Here is a 19,308-nt window from a genome sequence, read left to right on the forward strand (position 1 = left end):
GGTTGCACCATGTTGGAACCCTTGTGGGACAAGGCTTTGCGGGATGCAACGCCGAACGGACATTGGCGGAAATCACCTAGTAGTTTCCCTAGGCGTTTTTATTTTGGGACATGCCCTAAGTAATTGCCCGAGTGCAGCCGATATAAACGCCATGCGCGCCGTCGGCGCCACATTCCGCGGAGGACCACCGCGGGGCTCTCGGAGAATAACGAGCATGAGCACTTGGATGGTGATAGCCAGCGTTTGGGTGATGTTCGCAGTGTGCGTCGTCTTGTTTGTGCGAGGCGCATCGCCGCATGTAGGCCGTTCGGACGATCTGCACGACGACCTCGAATCCGCATCTGGAAGCGCCACGCGCGCCGAGTATTAGACGTCCAGCGGATCCACTTCCACGTTCCAGCGCAGTACGCCCTTCAGCGCGCGCAACGCCGGTTGCCACGCGCGCAGGGCGGATTGAAGCGCAGCCCGCGAGCTGCTTTCGAGCAGCAATTGCGCGCGGTGCACGTTGAACACTTTCACGATGGTCAGCGGCACGGCATCGTAGACCGTCACGCGGTCCGCGCCCGGCAAGGGCGCGAAGGCGGCCGCCGCCTGCCCGAGAAACGCCAGCGCCGCTTCGAGCGTGCGGCCTTCCGCGCGCAGCATGGCCTGATAGACGAATGGCGGCAGACGCGCATCGCGACGTTCCGCGAGCGTCGCGTTGGCGAATCCCACGTAATCCTGCCGCGATAACGCCTGATACAGCGCGTGACGCGGATATCGCGTCTGAATCATCACTTCGCCGGGAAGTCCGGCGCGACCCGCGCGGCCGCTCACCTGCGTCAGTTGCGCGAAAAGCCGTTCGCTTGCGCGAAAGTCGTGAGAAAAAAGCGCGGTGTCGGCGTTCAGGACACCCACGAGCGTCACACGGCGGAAGTCGTGGCCCTTCGCGATCATCTGCGTGCCGACGAGAATATCGACCTCGCCTGCATGGACATCCGAGAAAAGCGCCTGCGCGCTGCCCTTGCGCCGCGTGCTGTCCGCGTCGATGCGCAACACCCGTGCGCCGGGAACCACGCTCGCGAGTGTTTCTTCCACGCGTTGCGTGCCGCGTCCCATTGGCGCGATATCGATGTTGCCGCATTCCGGGCATGCCTTTGGAATGCGCGATTCCCAGCCGCAATGGTGACAGCGCAACGCGCGCTCGGGCTTGTGAAGCACGGCGTAGGCGCTGCATCGCGGACAGCCCGCGACCCAGCCGCAGGCGTCGCACGACAGAATCGGCGCATAGCCGCGCCGATTCAGGAACACGAGACTCTGCTCGCCGCGTTCCAGGCGCGCCTTCAGCGCTGCGATGAGCGGGCCCGACAAGCCTTCCACGGACGCGCGCCCGCGCTGCCTTTCCTCTTCGAGATCGATGAGCCGCACGCTTGGCAACGCCGCATCGGCGACGGCGCGGCGCTTGAGCGTCAGGCGCGTGTAGCGGCCCTGCTCCGCCTGCCACCAGGTTTCGAGCGATGGCGTCGCCGACCCGAGCACGACGGGAATACCAAGCTGCTTCGCCCGATAGATGGCCAGATCGCGCGCGGAATAACGCAAGCCTTCTTGCTGCTTGTACGCCGGGTCGTGCTCTTCATCGACGACGATCATCGCCAGTTTTGGCTGCGACGCGAGGATCGCGAGGCGCGTGCCAAGCACGATGCGCGCGCTTCCCGTGTGTGCCGCGAGCCAGTTGCGGGCGCGTTCGCCCTCGGCAAGACCGCTGTGCATCGTGACGATGGAACCGGGCGCAAGCATCGAAAAACGATTGCGGAACGCCGCCTCGAACTGCGGTGTCAGGTTGATTTCGGGCACGAGCACGAGCGCCTGCGCATCCGCTTGTCTGGCGAGCAGCGCGGCAAGCGCGTGCAGATAAACCTCGGTCTTGCCGCTGCCCGTCACGCCGTGCAGCAGAAATGGCGCGAAGCCTTGCGCGCTCGCGATGGCATCGACGGCTTCGCGTTGCTCGTCGGTCAGGCGCGGCGGCGCTTCGGTCGCCGCGAGCGTCGGCGCGTGATCCGCCGGCGATGCGTTTTCAACGCTTTCGATCCAGCCGCGCGTCAGCCATTCGTCGAAAGTCGCGCTTGCTTTGGGATGTACGGCGCGCGCTTCGGACAAACCCAGCGTCTCGCTCGATCCCAGCGCTTCCACCAGCCGCCGCAACGCGCTCGCCCGAGCGGGCAAGGCATCCGGAAGTTCGGCTCGTCCGGCTGCCAGCATGCGGTAACGCGGCTCGACCGCGAATAGGCGGTTCCAGCGCGATGCGTCGCGAAGAGCTTGCGGCAAAGCGGGCAGCGCAACTTCGCCGAGCCCGCGTTGATAGTATTCCGCCGCGAACGTCGCGAGCCCGATCCATTCGGCGGAAAGCGGCGCGCAGGCATCGCAGATGGCGCTTACGTGGCGCAGTTTGTCGGCGGGGACGTCGGTTGAGGTCGCGATTTCGCAGATGAGCCCAACGACGTCGCGCCGCCCGAACGGCACCTGCACCAACGAGCCGACCACAGGCTCGACGTCGAGTTGATAGACGTAATCGAACAGCACGGACATCGGCTGATCGATAGCGACGCGCACAAAGAGGCCGCTCATACCACGCGACGCCTTTCGGCAAGCCACGGCGGGCTTTCCGACAATGACATCAGGCTTCGCGCGACGAACTTAAAGTAAAACATCAGAATCGCTGGTAAACCGAAGATTATTTTTAGATTTCCGATGCTTTCCACAGGCCTGTGGATAACTTTGTTGAGAAGTGCATTACGGGCTGCCGCAAACCGTGTCGCCGATCACTTATGTGCGTCGGCCCACATTTCGGGCAGACCACAACAAACATTAATGCAAACAGGCACTTACGCAACAAATAGCGACATTTAATTGATCGCGGATGGCGATATGTCTGATGGCGCGCCGCAACGTACAAAATGTGTATAACTGCTGTCTTGACATCTTTCGATTCCACCAAGGGCGGGCGTTTCAGACAAATCCGACGATTTCTGAAACGCTGCGCCCGAAGGTATCTCGCTGCACCGCAACATAGCGCTTAGCGTAGTAACGTGGCCGCGCGCATCGCCCGGCTGTGCGAATGGACTTCATCGACCAGCTCGGCAACGTGTTCGGGCGGCGTGAACTGCGAAATGCCGTGGCCGAGATTGAAGACGTGTCCCGGATGATTGCCGAAGCTTTCCAGCACGCCACGCGCTTCGGCACGAATCGCCTCGGGCGGCGCAAACAGTACGCTCGGATCGATATTGCCCTGCAACGCCACGCGAGCGCCCACTTTCTCGCGCGCCGCGCCGAGGTTCACTGTCCAGTCCAGCCCGACAGCATCCACGCCGATTGACGCGATCTGCTCAAGCCACAACCCGCCGCCCTTCGTGAACGTAATAACCGGGACCCGCGCGCCGTCGTGCTCGCGCTTGAGGCCTGCGACGACCTTCGCAATGTAGTCGAGCGAGAAGCGCTGATACGCGCCGTCGGCGAGTGCGCCGCCCCAGGTATCGAAGATCATGACCGCCTGCGCGCCGGCTTCGATCTGGGCGTTGAGATACGCGACAACCGCTTGCGCGTTCACATCGAGAATGCGGTGCATGAGATCGGGCCGCGAATAAGCCATCGATTTCACGGTGCGATGATCGTCCGAGCCGCCGCCTTCCACCATGTAGCACGCAAGCGTCCACGGACTGCCCGAGAAGCCGATGAGCGGTACCCGCTGACGGCCTTCCGCGTCGGTGAGCGCGCGGCGAATCTGGCCGACGGCGTCGGTGACATAGCGCAGCGTGGCGTCGATGTCCGGCACGGCCAAGCGCTTTACGTCGTCTTCGGTGCGTACCGTGCGTTCAAAACGCGGACCTTCGCCTTGCACGAAGTTCAGCCCGAGGCCCATTGCGTCGGGAATGGTGAGGATGTCGGAGAAGAGGATCGCCGCGTCGAGCGGATAACGTTCGAGCGGCTGAAGCGTCACTTCGGTGGCGTAATCGGGATTCTTCGCAAGACCGAGGAAACTGCCGGCGCGTGCGCGCGTGGCGTTGTACTCGGGCAGATAGCGCCCGGCCTGACGCATCAGCCAGATTGGCGTGTATTCGGTCGGCTGCCGCAAGAGCGCGCGCAGAAAGGTGTCGTTCAGAAGAGTGTGGGCCACGGCGCTCGATGCTGAATGCGAGGAATCGTCCATTCTACCGGACGATGCGCGCGTCATCGGCGGCTGAGAGTGATGTTCAGACTCACGCGCGCTCGTTATGATCGACGGCGGCAACCAACACGAATAGAACACGGAGAATCGATGAAACGCGCGTTTTTAACGTCCATTAGTGTCGCAATCGCCGTCTTTGCCGGGTCGATGTCCACCACCGCACTTGCTCAAACGGTGCAGGCGGGAAGTGTCGGCACCGTGCCCGCGCCTCCGCCGCCCGTCGCGCCTCCCACACGGCTCGACGACATCCTCGGGCGCCACACGCTGCGCGTCTGCACGACCGGCGACTACAAGCCGTACACGTTCCTGCGTACGGACGGACAGTTCGAAGGCATCGATATCGACCTGGCGGAAAGCCTCGCGAAGTCGCTTGGCGCCAAGGCCGAATACGTGAAGACTTCGTGGTCGAACCTGATGAACGATTTCATCGACAAGTGCGATATCGCGGTCGGCGGCGTATCGACGACACTCGACCGGCAGAAGCGCGCCTTCTTCACCGCGCCATATATGGAGGACGGCAAAACGCCAATTGTCCGCTGCGATGACGTGGACAACTACCAGACCGTCGAACAGATCGATCAGCCGAACGTGCGCACGATCGTGAATCCCGGCGGCACGAACGAGCGCTTTGCCAAGCAGTTCTTCCCGCATTCGCAGTTGATCGAGTACCCGGACAACGTCACGATCTTCAAGCAGATTCTGGACGGCAAGGCAGATGTCATGGTCACGGATGCCTCGGAAACGCTGCTTCAGCAGAAGCTCAATCCAGGCCTATGCACCGTGCATCCGGACAAACCGTTCCAGTTCGGCGAAAAGGCGTATCTGCTGCCGCGCGGCGATGTCGTCTGGCAGCAGTACGTCGACCAGTGGTTGCACCTCGCGCGCGGTTCGGGCGAGTTTCAGGCTGTAGTGGACAAGTGGCTCAAATGAACAATCAGCGCGCGGCGCGCAACCACTCGCCTGCGCGCTCGCCGATTCGACGCAGCCAGGCAAGCGCGGCTTCGGATCGCGGATGCATGCGGCCAAAGCCGTGCGTCATGTCCGCGGCGTCGATTAATTCGACGCGGCCGCCGTTGGTTTCGAGGAAGCGCTTGAGTTCGTGGGCATCGTCGTAAAGCGGGTCGTAGGCTGCCGCGACGATCAACGCGGGCGCAGGCGTCCGCTCGAACGGCTCGGCGAGCGGAAAGGCGCGCACGTCATGGGCGTCGGGCATCACGCCGGACAGGAACTGAGTCCAATACCACTTCATCTCGTCGTTGGTGAGGCCGGGGCCGTTCGCGTTTGCAAGACAGCTCGCGCTCTCGAATTGCCGCCGCATCACCGGATACAGCAGAAGCTGGAGACTGACGAGACCGGCCACGCGCTCGTTCGCGCCGCGCGCCGCGACCACCGAGAGATGCGCACCCGCGCTATCGCCACCGACAGCCAGCCGGTCCGTCGCGAAGCCAAGCCGCGAACGATGTTCGGCGAGCCAGATCAGCGCGTCGAGGGCATCTTCGCAAGGCGCGGGAAATGGATGCTCCGGCGCCAGCCGATAATCGACGCTCGCGACTGCGCACTGCGAGTCGCGCGCGAGGCGGGCGACCAGCGCATCATGCGTCTCGATATCGCCGACCACCCAGCCACCGCCGTGAAAGTAGACGATTAGCGGCAGCGGACCGTTCGCCGACTTCGGCTTATAGATGCGCGTGGCAAGCGTGCGCCCGGCAAGCGGAATCTCGATGTCCTCGACGAAAATGGTTTCGTCCGGCGCCGGGGCGTAGGCTTTCGCCACTTCGCTGAAGCGCTCGCGCACTGCCTTCGCGTCGGCATCGGGACCGAGCGGCGGAAAAGCTTCGGCGACGGTGGCGTAGTAGCGAAGCAGAGCGGCGTCAATGGTCATACGAGTCTCCAAGTGCGTCTTTTACAGGAAGTTTTGGCGGTTCAGGCCGAATGAGTATCGATTTCATACGTGCGCCCGTTCGATTTTCCCGGAAAATGCCGATTAACGCAGCGGCCCATATAACCGGAAAAACTCCGGGAGTTTTAGCGGATCGAATAAATCAGCTTAATAACTGACAATATCTGCACGGCTTTATACGCATCCGCGACCGAAAATTTAACGAGAGCCTTATGGGACGGGGGTTACAACCTGAAACACTTTGTTACGGCGGGTCAGAATCAATTCGCCCACAATCTGTTCAAACGGTTTCAACACGGATGTGTCCGGGCGCGCGGTTGCAAATGCGGCGTTTTCCGGTGGTCGCCTTGGGCGAATCTCTGAAAGGGGCATCAGTGTTGGGATCGTTCTTCGATTTGACGTTGAATCGAATCCCACCTTTGGTCTCCTCGCGCTAACCCCGTAGCGTGTGGTTTTTAGCGGGCTCCAGGCCCGCTTTTTTTTCGCCTGCACAAACGTTTGCGCTAGTTGCGAGTTTCGCAGCCGAACGTTTCGTGCCATGACAGGAAGGGAGCGCGTAATAGCGCTCCCTTCGTCGTTTCAATTACGCCGTTTTGGCTTCCGCAAGCTTCAGGTCGTCGATCATCTGCGCGCGCATCACAAACTTCTGGACCTTGCCTGTTACCGTCATCGGCAATTCGTCGACGAACCGGATGTATCGCGGAATCTTGTAGTGCGCGATTTGTCCTTGGCAAAAGTCGCGGATCTCGTCGGCGCTGGCCATCTCGCCCGGACGCAGCACGACCCAGGCGCACACCTCCTCGCCATACTTTTCGTCCGGGACGCCGAACACCTGCACCGACTGCACCTTCGGATGGCGGAACAAGAATTCCTCGATCTCGCGCGGATAGACGTTCTCGCCGCCGCGAATCAGCATGTCCTTCAGGCGTCCGACGATGTTGCAGTACCCTTCGGCGTCGAGCGTCGCGAGGTCGCCGGTGTGCATCCAGCCATCGACGATTGCCTCGCGCGTCTTTGCGTCGTCGCCCCAGTAGCCTTTCATCACCGAATAGCCGCGCGTGCACAGTTCGCCCGTCTGGCCGACCGGCACGATTTCGCCGAGCGGGTCGATGATCTTCACCTCCAGATGCGGCTGAACGCGCCCGACAGTGGTCGTGCGTTTGTCGAGCGGGTCGGTGGTCGAGCTTTGAAACGAAACGGGACTTGTCTCCGTCATGCCGTAAGCGATCGTGATCTCGTCCAAATGCATGGTGGAGACCACACGCTTCATCGTTTCGATGGGGCACGGCGAGCCCGCCATGATGCCCGTGCGCAGCCGGCTCAAGTCGTAATTCGCGAACTCGGGATGATCGAGCTCGGCGATAAACATCGTCGGCACGCCGTGTAGCGCCGTGCAACGCTCCTCGTGCACGGCGGCGAGCGTCGCGGCGGGATCGAATGCCTCGCCGGGGAACACCATCGCGCAGCCGGTCGATACGCAAGCCAGCACCGCGAGCACCATGCCGAAGCAGTGGTAAAGCGGCACGGGAATGCACAGCGAGTCGTTCTCGGTGAGGCGCATGGCCATCGCGATATAGCGCGCGTTGTTCACCACGTTCCGATGCGTAAGCGTCGCGCCCTTCGGATTGCCCGTCGTGCCGCTCGTGAACTGCACGTTGATCGCTTCGTCGGCGGCGAGTTTGGCTTCGAGCGCATCGAGCTTGGCGGTATCGACGAGCGCGCGGCCTTCTTCCATCAACGCGTCGAAGTTGAGCATGCCGGGCGTCTTGCCTTCGCCCATTCGGATGATGGCGCGCAGGTCCGGCAGCTTCGCCGCATTTAGCGCGTTCGGTTGCGCATGGGCGAGCTCCGGCGCGAGCGTCTGCAACATCTCCAGATATTTCGACGACTTGAACTGCTCCGCCGCGACGATCGCCTTGCAGCCGACCTTGTTCAGTGCGTATTCCAGTTCGGCAAGCCGATAAGCCGGATTGATATTCACCAGCACCGCGCCGATGCGCGCCGTCGCAAATTGCGTCAGCAGCCATTCCGCGCGATTCGGCGACCAGATGCCGACGCGGTCGCCTGCTTCGATGCCAAGCGCAAGCAAGCCGCTCGCAAGCACGTCGATCTCGTCGGCGAACTCACGCCAGGTCCAGCGGATGTTCTGCTCACGAAACACGACAGCGGGACGCCCGGGAAAGCGGCGCGCGGTATCGAGAAGAAAGCGCGAAACGGTGGCGTCGCTCAAGGGCGTGTCGGTCGCGCCGCGGACGTAGGAAAGACCGTCACGCGGTTCGACTTGCGCGCTGGCCTGCGTCGGTTGAGTTGCCATCGAATGGTCTCCGCTATCGACCGTGCAAGATATACAGCCTCAAGGACGTAGGCTGTTTGGAAGGCTATTTTGCACGGTGGCAAGCGGCGCTGGCATCAAGTGTTACCCGCAATCGGGGTGCACAACGGTCATGCAGATTTGCCGGTAAGCAACCCGGACTCGCCATAAAAAAAGCAGCCCGGAGGCTGCTTTCTTCGATTCGCTACAAGCGCGCTGGCTTAGTGCTTCGAGCCAAGCTTGCGCAAACGCTGAATGGCGGCGAGCTGTGCCGTTGCGTACGCGAGTTCCGCTTGCGCGGTCGCGTATTCAAGGTTCGAGCCCGTGTTCTGCAACGCTTCTTCCGCGCGCTTCTTTGCTTGCTCGGCCTTCGCTTCGTCCAGATCGGCGCCGCGAATGGCGGTATCGGCAAGAACGGTCACGACGCCCGGCTGAATCTCGAGGATTCCGCCTGCGACGAAAACGAACTCTTCCGAACCGTCTTCCGCTTCGATGCGCACCGCGCCCGGACGAATGCGCGTGATGAGCGGCGTGTGGCCCGGCAAAATGCCGAGTTCACCTGCTTCGCCCGGTAGCGCGACGAACTTCGCCTGGCCCGAGAAGATCTGCTCTTCCGCGCTGACGACGTCTACTTTGATGGTTGCCATATCGACTCCTGAGCGTATTACGAAGGCGCGGAGTTTTGAGATCCGCGCCCGCTTCGTCTACACCCGACCGTTACTGAATCTTCTTGGCCTTTTCGAAGGCTTCGTCGATCGTGCCAACCATGTAGAACGCCTGCTCCGGCAGATGATCGCACTCACCTTCGACGATCATCTTGAAGCCGCGAATGGTTTCCTTCAGCGGCACGTACTTGCCCGGCGAGCCCGTGAACACTTCAGCAACGTGGAACGGCTGCGACAGGAAACGCTGGATCTTACGAGCGCGCGCCACGGCGAGCTTGTCTTCCGGCGCGAGTTCGTCCATGCCCAGAATCGCGATGATGTCGCGCAATTCCTTGTAACGCTGCAGCGTTTGCTGCACGCCGCGCGTGATCGAGTAGTGCTCTTCGCCGATCACGTTCGGGTCGATCTGACGCGAGGTCGAATCGAGCGGGTCCACTGCCGGATAGATACCCAGCGATGCAATGTCACGCGACAACACGACCGTTGCGTCCAAGTGGCCGAAAGTCGTAGCCGGCGACGGGTCGGTCAAGTCATCCGCAGGGACGTACACGGCCTGAACGGACGTGATCGAACCAGTCTTGGTCGACGTGATGCGCTCTTGCAGCTTGCCCATTTCTTCAGCCAGCGTCGGCTGATAGCCCACTGCCGACGGCATACGGCCGAGCAGTGCCGACACTTCCGTGCCCGCCAGCGTGAAACGGTAGATGTTGTCGACGAAGAACAGCACGTCGAGACCTTCGTCACGGAAGTGCTCGGCCATCGTGAGGCCGGTCAGCGCCACGCGCAGACGGTTGCCCGGCGGCTCGTTCATCTGGCCGTACACCAGCGCGACCTTGTCGAGAACGTTCGAGTCCTTCATTTCGTGATAGAAGTCGTTCCCTTCGCGGGTACGCTCACCCACACCGGCGAACACGGAATAACCGCCGTGTTCCTTCGCGATGTTGTTGATGAGTTCCATCATGTTCACGGTCTTGCCCACGCCGGCGCCGCCGAACAGGCCAACCTTACCGCCCTTGGCAAACGGGCAGATCAGGTCGATAACCTTGATGCCCGTTTCGAGCAGTTCGGTCGAAGGCGACAGCTCGTCGAACTTCGGCGCGAGCTGGTGAATCGAACGCGTGGCGGTCGATTCGATAGGACCGGCTTCGTCGATCGGACGGCCGAGCACGTCCATGATGCGGCCAAGCGTCGGCTTGCCGACCGGCACGCTGATGGGGTTGCCCGTGTTCTTCACGATCGTGCCGCGGCGCAAGCCGTCGGATGCACCCAGACAGATGGTGCGGACCACGCCGTCGCCCAACTGCTGCTGGACTTCCAGCGTCAGCTCGGTGCCTTCCAGAATGAGCGCGTCGTAAATCTTCGGCATGTGCGAGCGCGGAAATTCCACGTCGATAACGGCGCCGATGCACTGTACGATCTTGCCTTCTACCAAAGCAGTAGTACTCATCGCATTTCCTTTAGATACTGTGTTCTTTCACGCGGTCATCAAGATCAGACCGCAGCGGCGCCGCCGACGATTTCCGACAATTCTTTCGTAATCGCGGCCTGGCGGCTCTTGTTGTAGACGAGCTGCAGTTCGTTGATCACGGTCTTCGCGTTATCCGACGCGGCCTTCATTGCGACCATGCGCGCCGATTGTTCCGACGCCATGTTTTCCGCCACCGCCTGATAAACCAGCGCCTCGACGTAGCGCACGAGCAATTCGTCCACCACGGTTTGAGCGTCCGGCTCGTAGATGTAGTCCCACGAGGTCTTCGGCGTGTCGTTCGCAATCGCGGCTTCGTCTGCCTTCTGCTGCAGATCTTCGGCCGTCAACGGCAGCAATTGCTCGATCACCGCTTCCTGCTTCATCGTATTGACGAAGCGCGTGTACCCCAGGTACACCGCGTTGATCTTGCCTTCCGAATACAAGTCGAGCTGCACCTTCACCGCGCCGATCAGCTTTTCCAGATGCGGCGTGTCGCCCAGATGCGTGACTTGCGACACGACCTTGGCGCGCAGCCGGTTCAGGAAGCCGAGACCCTTGGCGCCGATAGCCGACGCTTCGATGGACACGCCGGTCTGCTCCAGCTCCTTGATGCGCTGCAACGACGCACGCAGCACGTTCGTGTTCATGCCGCCGCACAAACCCTTGTCGGTCGTGACGAGGATCAGGCCGGCCGTCTTCGCGCCTTCGTTCTTCACCATGAACGGGTGACGATACTCGGGGTTCGCCGCGCTCATGTGCGCCGCGATTGCACGGACCTTGTCGGCATACGGACGGGCGGAACGCATGCGCTCCTGGGCGCGGCGCATCTTCGATGCGGCGACCATTTCCATCGCTTTCGTGATCTTGCGCGTGTTCTGCACGCTCTTGATCTTGCCGCGAATTTCCTTCATTCCAGCCATTGCTTACTCCTTGATCGAAGCCGCGCGGTGTTCATCGGTCGATGCACCGCGCGTTGCTCCTCAGTCCCGATCAATAAGCGCCCGATTTCTTGAAGTCCTTCAGCGCGGTATGCAGTGCGCCGTCGTCGTCCTTCGACAAGTCTTTATTGTCTTCGATGCGCTTAACCAGATCGGCATGGCTCGTCTTCAGGTATTCGCGCAGGCCCTTTTCGAACGGCAGCACTTGCGCAACTTCCAGATCGTCGAGGTAGCCGTTGTTAGCCGCGAACAGCGCCACAGCGAGTTCCCACACTTGAAGCGGCTGATACTGCGGCTGCTTCAGCAGTTCCGTCACGCGGCGACCGCGCTCCAGCTGCTTGCGGGTGGCTTCGTCCAGGTCCGACGCGAACTGCGCGAACGCAGCCAGTTCACGATACTGCGCCAAGTCGGTACGAATACCGCCCGACAGCTTCTTGATGACCTTGGTCTGAGCCGCACCACCGACGCGCGACACCGAAACGCCCGCGTTGATGGCAGGGCGGATACCGGCGTTGAACAAGTCGGTTTCCAGGAAGATCTGGCCGTCGGTAATCGAGATCACGTTCGTCGGAACGAACGCGGTCACGTCGCCGGCTTGCGTTTCAATGACGGGCAGTGCCGTCAGCGAACCGCTCTTGCCCTTTACTTCGCCGTTGGTGAACTTCTCGACGTAGTCTTCCGAAACACGAGCCGCACGCTCGAGCAGACGCGAGTGCAGATAGAACACGTCACCCGGATACGCTTCACGACCCGGCGGACGGCGCAGCAACAGCGAAATCTGGCGATAGGCCCATGCTTGCTTGGTCAAATCGTCATATACGATCAGCGCGTCCTGGCCGCGATCGCGGAAGTATTCGCCCATCGTGCAGCCGGCGTACGGCGCGAGGTATTGCATCGCGGCCGATTCCGAAGCCGAAGCCGCCACGACGATGGTGTAAGCCATTGCGCCGGTTTCTTCGAGCTTGCGCACTACGTTCATGATCGACGAAGCCTTCTGGCCGATCGCGACATAGATACAGAAAAGGTCCTTGCCCTTCTGATTGATGATCGCGTCGACAGCCACCGCGGTCTTGCCGCACTGACGGTCGCCGATGATCAGCTCGCGCTGACCACGGCCGATCGGCACCATCGAGTCGATGGACTTCAGACCCGTTTGCACCGGCTGCGACACCGACTTACGCCAGATCACGCCCGGAGCAATCTTTTCGATTGCGTCGGTCATCTTCGCGTTGACCGGACCCTTGCCGTCGATGGGGTTACCCAGCGCGTCGACCACGCGGCCGATCAATTCCGGACCGACCGGCACTTCGAGAATGCGGCCCGTCGTCTTGACGATGTCGCCTTCCGAGATGTGCTCGTACTGGCCGAGAATAACGGCGCCGACGGAGTCGCGTTCGAGGTTCAGCGCGAGGCCGAAGGTGTTGCCCGGAAACTCGAGCATTTCACCCTGCATCACGTCCGACAGGCCGTGAATACGCACGATACCGTCGGTCACGGAGATCACGGTGCCCTGGTTGCGAACATCCGCGCTCGCTTCAAGGCCCTGGATCCGGCTCTTGATCAGCTCGCTGATCTCAGAGGGATTGAGTTGCATTATTCGCTCCTGATAGTCAATTCTGTTGCGTGCCAGCGATTCGCTTCTAACGAAGCGTCAGGCGGTCAGAGCCGTCTGCATGCTGGCGAGGCGCGCGCGGACCGAGGTATCGAGCACTTCGTCGCCAACCGTCACGCGAACGCCGCCGATCAGCGACTGATCGACTTCGACGGTCGGTTTCAGCTTGCGTTCGAACTTGCGTTCGAGGCTTGCGACTAGGTCGTTCAATTGTTCGCCTTCGAAGGGGAACGCGCTTACGATCAGCGCGTCGGCCGCACCTTCGCGGGCGTTCTTCAGCTCGTCGAACTGCACGGCGATTTCAGGCAGCAGCGACAGACGATGATTGTCCACCAGCATGCCGACGAAATTCTTCGCCTGTACATTGCCTTGAGCCAAAGGCGATTTCACTGCGGACAGCAGCAGGTCCGCTACTTGATCGCGGCTCACCTTCGGGCTCGAGGCGACCGACTGCACTTCGGGCAGACGCGCAACCTGGGCCAGTTCCTCGACGAAAGTGGACCAGCCCGCGAGATTGCCGCTCTCGGCTACGCGGAACAGCGCTTCTGCGTAAGGACGAGCGATGGTTGCAAGTTCGGCCATGATCAGAGCTCGGTTTTGAGTTGATTCAGCAGATCGGCGTGAGCCTTCTGATCGACTTCGCGCTTCAGAATTTGCTCGGCGCCCTTCACGGCCAGGGCCGCGACTTCGGCGCGCAGCGACTCGCGCGCCTTGACGACTTGCTGTTCGGCGTCCGCCTTGGCTTGCGCGACGATGCGCGCGGCTTCAGCCTGAGCGTTGGCCTTGATTTCTTCGGCGACGGCTGCGGCGCGCTTTTCGGCGTCAGCGATACGTTGCTGACCGTCCGTGCGAGCCTGCGCGAGTTCCTGGTCGACGCGCTTATGCGCGGCTTCGAGTTCCGCCTTGCCCTTGTCGGCGGCGGCGAGGCCGTCGGCAATCTTCTTTGAGCGCTCGTCGAGGGCATTGATCAACGGCGGCCACACGAACTTCATCGTGAACCACGCGAGGATCAGAAACACGACCATTTGCGCAAACAGGGTTGCGTTGAGATTCACGGTGTTTCCTTAAACGTTGCTTAGTCGGAGAGTGAAACGGTTAAAAGGCGCTCATCGGCCCGTTGTGCTCGATCAGCGCCTCACCCGTTCCGTCTTGCGTCTCATCGCAAGAAGAGACGCACACTTCCGAGGAACCTCAGCCTGCGAGCTTCGAGAGCAGCGGGTTCGCGAACGCAAACAGCATTGCCACACCAACGCCGATCAGGAACGCCGCGTCGATCAGACCAGCCAGCAGGAACATCTTGGTCTGGAGCGGGTTCATCAGTTCCGGCTGGCGGGCGCATGCTTCAATGTACTTGCCGCCCATCAGGCCGATACCGATACAGGCGCCGATTGCACCCAGGCCGATGATGATGCCGATACCGATGGCGGTCAGACCCTGGATGTTGGCGATGAAAGCGTTCATGTTCACTCCTTTGATTAAAGACTTTGGAACTGGATTTATAAAAATTGAAAACTAAAACCTAAGCGATTCTGGACCTGCCGCGAACACTCTTTAGTGAGAGTCGTGCGCCTGACCGATGTACACGAGCGTCAGCATCATGAAGATGAACGCTTGCAGCAGCACGATCAGAATGTGGAAGATCGCCCAGACCGTACCCGCGACCACATGGCCGATAAAGCCAAGTACAGAGGCGTCCGCGCCGAAGTGCCACATGCTGCCGAGCAGCGCGATCAGCAGGAACAGCAGCTCACCCGCGTACATGTTGCCGAAAAGCCGCATGCCGAGCGAAACCGTCTTGGCGACGAACTCGATGATGTTCAGCGCAAGATTCGGAATCCACAGAAGCGGATGCGCGCCAAACGGAGCGGACAGCAGCTCGTGCACGAAGCCGCCTGCGCCCTTGATCTTGAGGTTGTAGTAGATCATCAGCACGAACACGCCGAGCGCGATGCCGAGCGTGCCGTTCAGATCGGCCGTGGGCACGATGCGATGATGCGGCAGCACTTGTTCGAGGCCCAGCCAGCCAATCACGCGGCCTGGCAGATCCACGGGGATGAAGTCGAGCGAGTTCATCAGGGCGACCCAGACGAACACGGTCAGCGCGAGCGGAGCGATGAAGCGGCGGCTGCCGTGGATCATCGACTTCGACTGATCTTCGACCATTTCGACGAGCATCTCGATCGCGCACTGGAAACGGCCGGGAACACCGGACGTCGCGCGGCGCGCCGCGATACCGAGAATGACGATGGTCAGGAGACCGCACACGATGGACCAGAACAGCGTGTCCAGATTCCAGACGTGGATGTCGAAAATCGACGTCTGTGTGTGCGTGGAAAGATTCTGCAAGTGGTGCGCAATGTACTCGGACGGGTCCAGAGCGTGCGTTCCTTCGCTAGCTGCCATATCGTTAAAGCCACCCAAATTGTCAAAAATCTTTCGTCGCCAGACGCTTATCCGAGCCACCGCTTCGCGTTGCGGCTCCGGGCGTCCGGCCCGAGCGCGGCGTTCATAACCGCGCTTTCATGTGTGATGCTACATACTTGACTTCGGGCTGGCGATTACCCTGGAGGTCAACGCAAAGCCATGGCCAGCCAGTAAGTCTTCAACGCGACGATGTACGTAACGAGCAAAGGCAACCACAGTGCGCTCTTGTACCAGAAGGCGACCGCTACGAACATAGCAATCGTCGCTCCCATTTTCATCGCTTCGCCGATCATCCAACTCATGATGGTCTCGGCTCCGCTCTTCGCCTTCAGGCGCGCCGCGAACAGTGCACTGGGCAGCCAGCAGATCGCGCCTCCGAGGAAGGCGGACAGCGCAGCATCGCCCGGCGGCTTGTAGAACAGCCACCACAACAGCGTCGCACCCAGGGACAAAACCATTTGCGCGGCCACTACCTTGAAAGGCGTGACCCGCGATGGACGACTCACATCAGGACCGAACAGCTTCTCTGCCTGGCCCCGCGTGAGCGGAACGATATTGTTATCTTGCGCCTCGGCGTCCCACGAGTCGTCACACGAACTGCGGGGCTGATTTCCTGAGGCGTGAATGTCTCCGCGTTTGTTTTGAGCGCTGTCTTGCCCGCCCACCGGCGCTCGATTCTGCTCTCGCACCGTCTTCAAACCCCTTCAACACATCAACCGACAGTTCGGAAACCACCCTGCGCTTTCGCCGCGCTTTCTAGGTGGCCTAGCTGATAAATCCGGGGGATTGTAAGCGATTGTCCTCGGGGATTCAATAGTTTAGGTGCGTCAAAAGCCAAGCGGACAAAGCTTAAAAAATGGTCTCGAAAGCGAGACTTTTCTTGCGGTTACAAGCAGATTTTCAGACGACGTGAGATTGCGTCGCGAAACTCAGATAAGCGCCCATCCAACAAGCGCTGCAACAAACCAGAAAGGGATCGAAACGAGGTGAAACGGACCCCACATGCCCTTCTCGCCCGACAGACGCACGGCGATGAGATTGGCGAGCGAGCCGATTGCCACCCCAAAGCCACCGACGCTCACGCCGAACGCAAGCGCGCGCCAGTCCTTCGAAAACTCGGCGAGCACGATGGCCGCCGGCACGTTACTGATGGCCTGCGACAGCACCGCGCCCGCAGCATAAGCACGCATCGGCGTGCCGATGCCCAACTGCGCGATGAAGCCGTGGATGGCCGGCAACGCGGCCGCGCTGCGCAGCACAATGAACATCAGCATGAAGATGAGCAGAAGCAGCCAGTCGATCTTCAAGACGACTTCGCGGCGCCAAAGAAGGAACGCGACGGCAAGGACGGCGAGGCCGGGCCCGGCATGATGCGCGTCGGCCAGTGCGACGAAGCCAGCGAACGCAAGCACGCTCACACCGCATAACACACGGTCGACGCCGTGCTCTTCGGCATCGCCAGAAAGGTCGAGCGGCGCGTTGCGAAACATTGCGCAAGTCACGGCGCCGAGCATGAGCATGAGGACCGCGCAAAGCGGCAGCAACGCCCAGACGAACGCGCCGAAGGAGACGCCGCTCGTCTGCCAGAGGAAGAGGTTTTGTGGATTGCCGAGCGGCGTGAGGATCGATCCCGCGTTCACCGACAACGCAATCACGATGACAAGACGCTTGATGGGCAAGGGCGCGAGCCGATGCAGCGATAGCGCGAGCGGCACGACCGCGAACAACGCGACATCGTTGGTCAGCACCGTGGACAGCGCCGCCGCCAGCGCGACGAGCAGCAGCGCCAGGCCGCGTTCGCCGTGGATGTGATGCACCAGCCGATGCGCGGCCCACATCAGGAATCCTGACAATTCGATCGCTTTGGTCAGGATGAGCAGGCCGGCGAGCGTGAGCACGGTCTGCCAATCCACAAGACCTGGCAGCGAAGCCCACGAGCGCGGATGAACCACTTGCAACACGCCGAGCGCGAGCACGAGAATGGCGAGGACCGGCTCTTTACTGACGGTCCTCCAGACGCGCGTCAGGAGGTCGGACCGCGATTGCTTGACGTTGTATTCCGACAAGACTCACGCGGCCGAATTAGGCGCTTCAATGCTGCCGCGTAGTTTGCTCAGAATGCCTTCGAGCGCGTCGAGGTTGCCGAAATCGATCATCACCTTGCCGCGTCCTCGTCCGCCCAGCTTGATCTTCACGCTCGCCGCGAGCAGATCCGACAGCTCTTCTTCGAGCCTGCGCGTGTCACGGCCGCCATCGTTCGCGGGACGCGCCTTGACTGCCGGCGCTTCCTTCGTCGTCGCGGCGACGAGGCGCTCCGTTTCACGCACCGACAAGCGGCGATTCACCACGTGATTAGCCAATTGAATCTGCGTGGCGGCATCGACGGCGAGCAGCGCGCGTGCGTGCCCCATGTCGAGATCGCCTGCGAGCAGCATCGTCTGAACGGGCGTGGCGAGGTTCAAGAGACGCAGCAGATTCGATACCGCGCTACGCGATCGCCCGACCGCTTCGGCCGCCTGCTCGTGCGTGAACGTAAATTCGTCGAGCAGGCGCTGAATACCCTGCGCCTCTTCCAGCGGATTCAGATCCTCCCGCTGGATGTTTTCGATCAGCGCCATCGCGGCGGCAGCCTGATCGGGCACGTTCTTCACCAGCACCGGCACTTCGTCGAGCCCAGCCAGACGCGCCGCGCGAAAACGTCGCTCGCCCGCGATGATCTCGTACTGATCCGGGCCGACGGAGCGCACGAGAATCGGCTGCATGAGGCCTTGCGCGCGAATACTCGCGGCGAGCTCTTGCAACGCGCCCTCGTCCATTCGGGTACGCGGCTGATACTTGCCCGCCTGCAGCTTGTCGAGCGACAGGACTGACGGCGTGCCTTCGCCGCGTACGGCTTCGGTAATGTCGACGCTGCCGCCGAGCAATGCATCCAGGCCTCGGCCCAAACCCTTCTTCTTCATCACAGCGCTCATTTCGATTCCTCCGTTGGCGTCGTCCGCCAGATCGAATGGGTTTGCGTTACAGCGCGCGTACGCGCTCGATCATTTCCGTGCCGAACTGGATATACGCCTGCGCGCCACGCGACGACTTGTCGAACACCACGCCTGGCAGGCCGTAACTCGGCGCCTCGGCAAGGCGCACGTTGCGTGGAATGACGACATCGAAAACCTTGTCGCCAAAGTGTTCCTTCAACTGTTCGGAAACTTGCTGCTGCAAGGTGATGCGCGGATCGAACATCACACGCAACAGTCCGATCACTTTCAGATCGCGGTTGAGGTTCGCGTGGATCTGCTTGATGGTGCTCACCAGATCCGACAAGCCTTCCAACGCGAAGTATTCACATTGCATTGGAATGACGACGCCATGCGCGGCGCACAACGCGTTCAATGTCAACAGCGACAAAGCAGGCGGACAATCGATTAAGATGAAGTCATAGTCATCGACTATTTGTGCAATGGCCGCGCGCAGAATGTGCTCGCGGTCGTCCATATCCACAAGCTCGACTTCCGCGCCAGCGAGTTCACGATTCGCAGGCAGAACGTGGTATCCCACGCTCTCCGGTCGCACTACCGCCTCACGTAGTGTCACCCCGTCGACTAACACTTCGTAGATTGTCTTCTCGCATGCGCCTTTATTGACGCCACTGCCCATCGTCGCGTTCCCCTGCGGGTCCAGATCGATGAGTAGAACGCGTTGATCAAGGCCCGCGAGACTTGCCGCGAGATTGACCGCCGTGGTGGTCTTTCCAACGCCGCCCTTCTGATTTGCGACGCAGAAGATTTTTGCCAT

At 61.1% G+C, this 19,308-nt stretch carries 17 protein-coding genes; 1 reads left to right on the forward strand and 16 read right to left on the reverse strand.

The window, feature by feature from the left end:
• Positions 1 to 366: 366 nt before the first annotated feature.
• Positions 367 to 2,604 (reverse strand): primosomal protein N', encoded by a 2,238-nt coding sequence (locus tag LDZ28_RS13460; RefSeq protein WP_244826598.1) that lies wholly within the window; start codon positions 2,602 to 2,604, stop codon positions 367 to 369.
• A gap of 448 nt (positions 2,605 to 3,052) precedes the next feature.
• Positions 3,053 to 4,150 carry a uroporphyrinogen decarboxylase gene (hemE, locus tag LDZ28_RS13465; RefSeq protein WP_305038164.1) on the reverse strand — a complete coding sequence of 366 codons (1,098 nt, stop codon included), beginning with the start codon at positions 4,148 to 4,150 and terminating at the stop codon, positions 3,053 to 3,055.
• 141 nt (positions 4,151 to 4,291) lie between these two features.
• Here hemE and LDZ28_RS13470 point away from each other — a divergent pair, with 141 nt between their 5' ends.
• Positions 4,292 to 5,131, forward strand: a complete 840-nt coding sequence (locus LDZ28_RS13470; RefSeq protein WP_244826600.1) for a transporter substrate-binding domain-containing protein — start codon at positions 4,292 to 4,294, stop codon at positions 5,129 to 5,131.
• 4 nt (positions 5,132 to 5,135) lie between these two features.
• Here LDZ28_RS13470 and LDZ28_RS13475 read toward each other — a convergent pair whose 3' ends face one another.
• The 14 genes from LDZ28_RS13475 to LDZ28_RS13540 all read right to left on the reverse strand — a co-directional run bounded on the left by LDZ28_RS13475 (position 5,136) and on the right by LDZ28_RS13540 (position 19,308).
• Complete coding sequence (locus LDZ28_RS13475; protein ID WP_244826601.1) at positions 5,136 to 6,083, reverse strand: alpha/beta hydrolase; 948 nt, start codon at positions 6,081 to 6,083, stop codon at positions 5,136 to 5,138.
• 601 nt (positions 6,084 to 6,684) lie between these two features.
• Positions 6,685 to 8,415, reverse strand: coding sequence for an AMP-binding protein (locus LDZ28_RS13480; RefSeq protein ID WP_244826602.1), 1,731 nt, complete (start codon positions 8,413 to 8,415; stop codon positions 6,685 to 6,687).
• A gap of 218 nt (positions 8,416 to 8,633) precedes the next feature.
• On the reverse strand, positions 8,634 to 9,059 hold the full coding sequence (locus LDZ28_RS13485) for a F0F1 ATP synthase subunit epsilon (protein ID WP_244826603.1): 426 nt from the start codon (positions 9,057 to 9,059) through the stop codon (positions 8,634 to 8,636).
• Positions 9,060 to 9,129: 70 nt separating this feature from the next.
• On the reverse strand, positions 9,130 to 10,524 hold the full coding sequence (gene atpD / locus LDZ28_RS13490) for a F0F1 ATP synthase subunit beta (protein WP_244826604.1): 1,395 nt from the start codon (positions 10,522 to 10,524) through the stop codon (positions 9,130 to 9,132).
• 44 nt (positions 10,525 to 10,568) lie between these two features.
• The gene (gene atpG / locus LDZ28_RS13495) at positions 10,569 to 11,465 is read right to left on the reverse strand and encodes a F0F1 ATP synthase subunit gamma (protein WP_244826605.1); all 897 of its coding nucleotides are present in this window, start codon (positions 11,463 to 11,465) and stop codon (positions 10,569 to 10,571) included.
• Between the two features lie 70 nt (positions 11,466 to 11,535).
• Positions 11,536 to 13,077 (reverse strand): F0F1 ATP synthase subunit alpha, encoded by a 1,542-nt coding sequence (gene atpA, locus LDZ28_RS13500; RefSeq protein WP_244826606.1) that lies wholly within the window; start codon positions 13,075 to 13,077, stop codon positions 11,536 to 11,538.
• Between the two features lie 57 nt (positions 13,078 to 13,134).
• The gene (locus tag LDZ28_RS13505; protein WP_244826607.1) at positions 13,135 to 13,677 is read right to left on the reverse strand and encodes a F0F1 ATP synthase subunit delta; all 543 of its coding nucleotides are present in this window, start codon (positions 13,675 to 13,677) and stop codon (positions 13,135 to 13,137) included.
• Between the two features lie 2 nt (positions 13,678 to 13,679).
• Positions 13,680 to 14,150: a F0F1 ATP synthase subunit B gene (locus tag LDZ28_RS13510; protein WP_244826608.1), complete on the reverse strand. Its 471-nt coding sequence runs from the start codon at positions 14,148 to 14,150 to the stop codon at positions 13,680 to 13,682.
• A 136-nt stretch (positions 14,151 to 14,286) separates the two neighbouring features.
• Positions 14,287 to 14,556 carry a F0F1 ATP synthase subunit C gene (atpE, locus tag LDZ28_RS13515; RefSeq protein ID WP_244826609.1) on the reverse strand — a complete coding sequence of 90 codons (270 nt, stop codon included), beginning with the start codon at positions 14,554 to 14,556 and terminating at the stop codon, positions 14,287 to 14,289.
• A gap of 90 nt (positions 14,557 to 14,646) precedes the next feature.
• Complete coding sequence (atpB, locus tag LDZ28_RS13520; protein ID WP_244826610.1) at positions 14,647 to 15,498, reverse strand: F0F1 ATP synthase subunit A; 852 nt, start codon at positions 15,496 to 15,498, stop codon at positions 14,647 to 14,649.
• Between the two features lie 167 nt (positions 15,499 to 15,665).
• Positions 15,666 to 16,145 carry an ATP synthase subunit I gene (locus LDZ28_RS13525; RefSeq protein ID WP_244828139.1) on the reverse strand — a complete coding sequence of 160 codons (480 nt, stop codon included), beginning with the start codon at positions 16,143 to 16,145 and terminating at the stop codon, positions 15,666 to 15,668.
• Between the two features lie 303 nt (positions 16,146 to 16,448).
• The gene (locus LDZ28_RS13530) at positions 16,449 to 17,585 is read right to left on the reverse strand and encodes an SLC13 family permease (RefSeq protein WP_244826611.1); all 1,137 of its coding nucleotides are present in this window, start codon (positions 17,583 to 17,585) and stop codon (positions 16,449 to 16,451) included.
• Between the two features lie 3 nt (positions 17,586 to 17,588).
• On the reverse strand, positions 17,589 to 18,491 hold the full coding sequence (locus LDZ28_RS13535) for a ParB/RepB/Spo0J family partition protein (RefSeq protein WP_244826612.1): 903 nt from the start codon (positions 18,489 to 18,491) through the stop codon (positions 17,589 to 17,591).
• A gap of 46 nt (positions 18,492 to 18,537) precedes the next feature.
• Positions 18,538 to 19,308 (reverse strand): ParA family protein, encoded by a 771-nt coding sequence (locus tag LDZ28_RS13540; protein WP_244826613.1) that lies wholly within the window; start codon positions 19,306 to 19,308, stop codon positions 18,538 to 18,540.

It is taken from the genome of Caballeronia sp. TF1N1 (genome assembly GCF_022878925.1).
GTDB lineage: Bacteria > Pseudomonadota > Gammaproteobacteria > Burkholderiales > Burkholderiaceae > Caballeronia.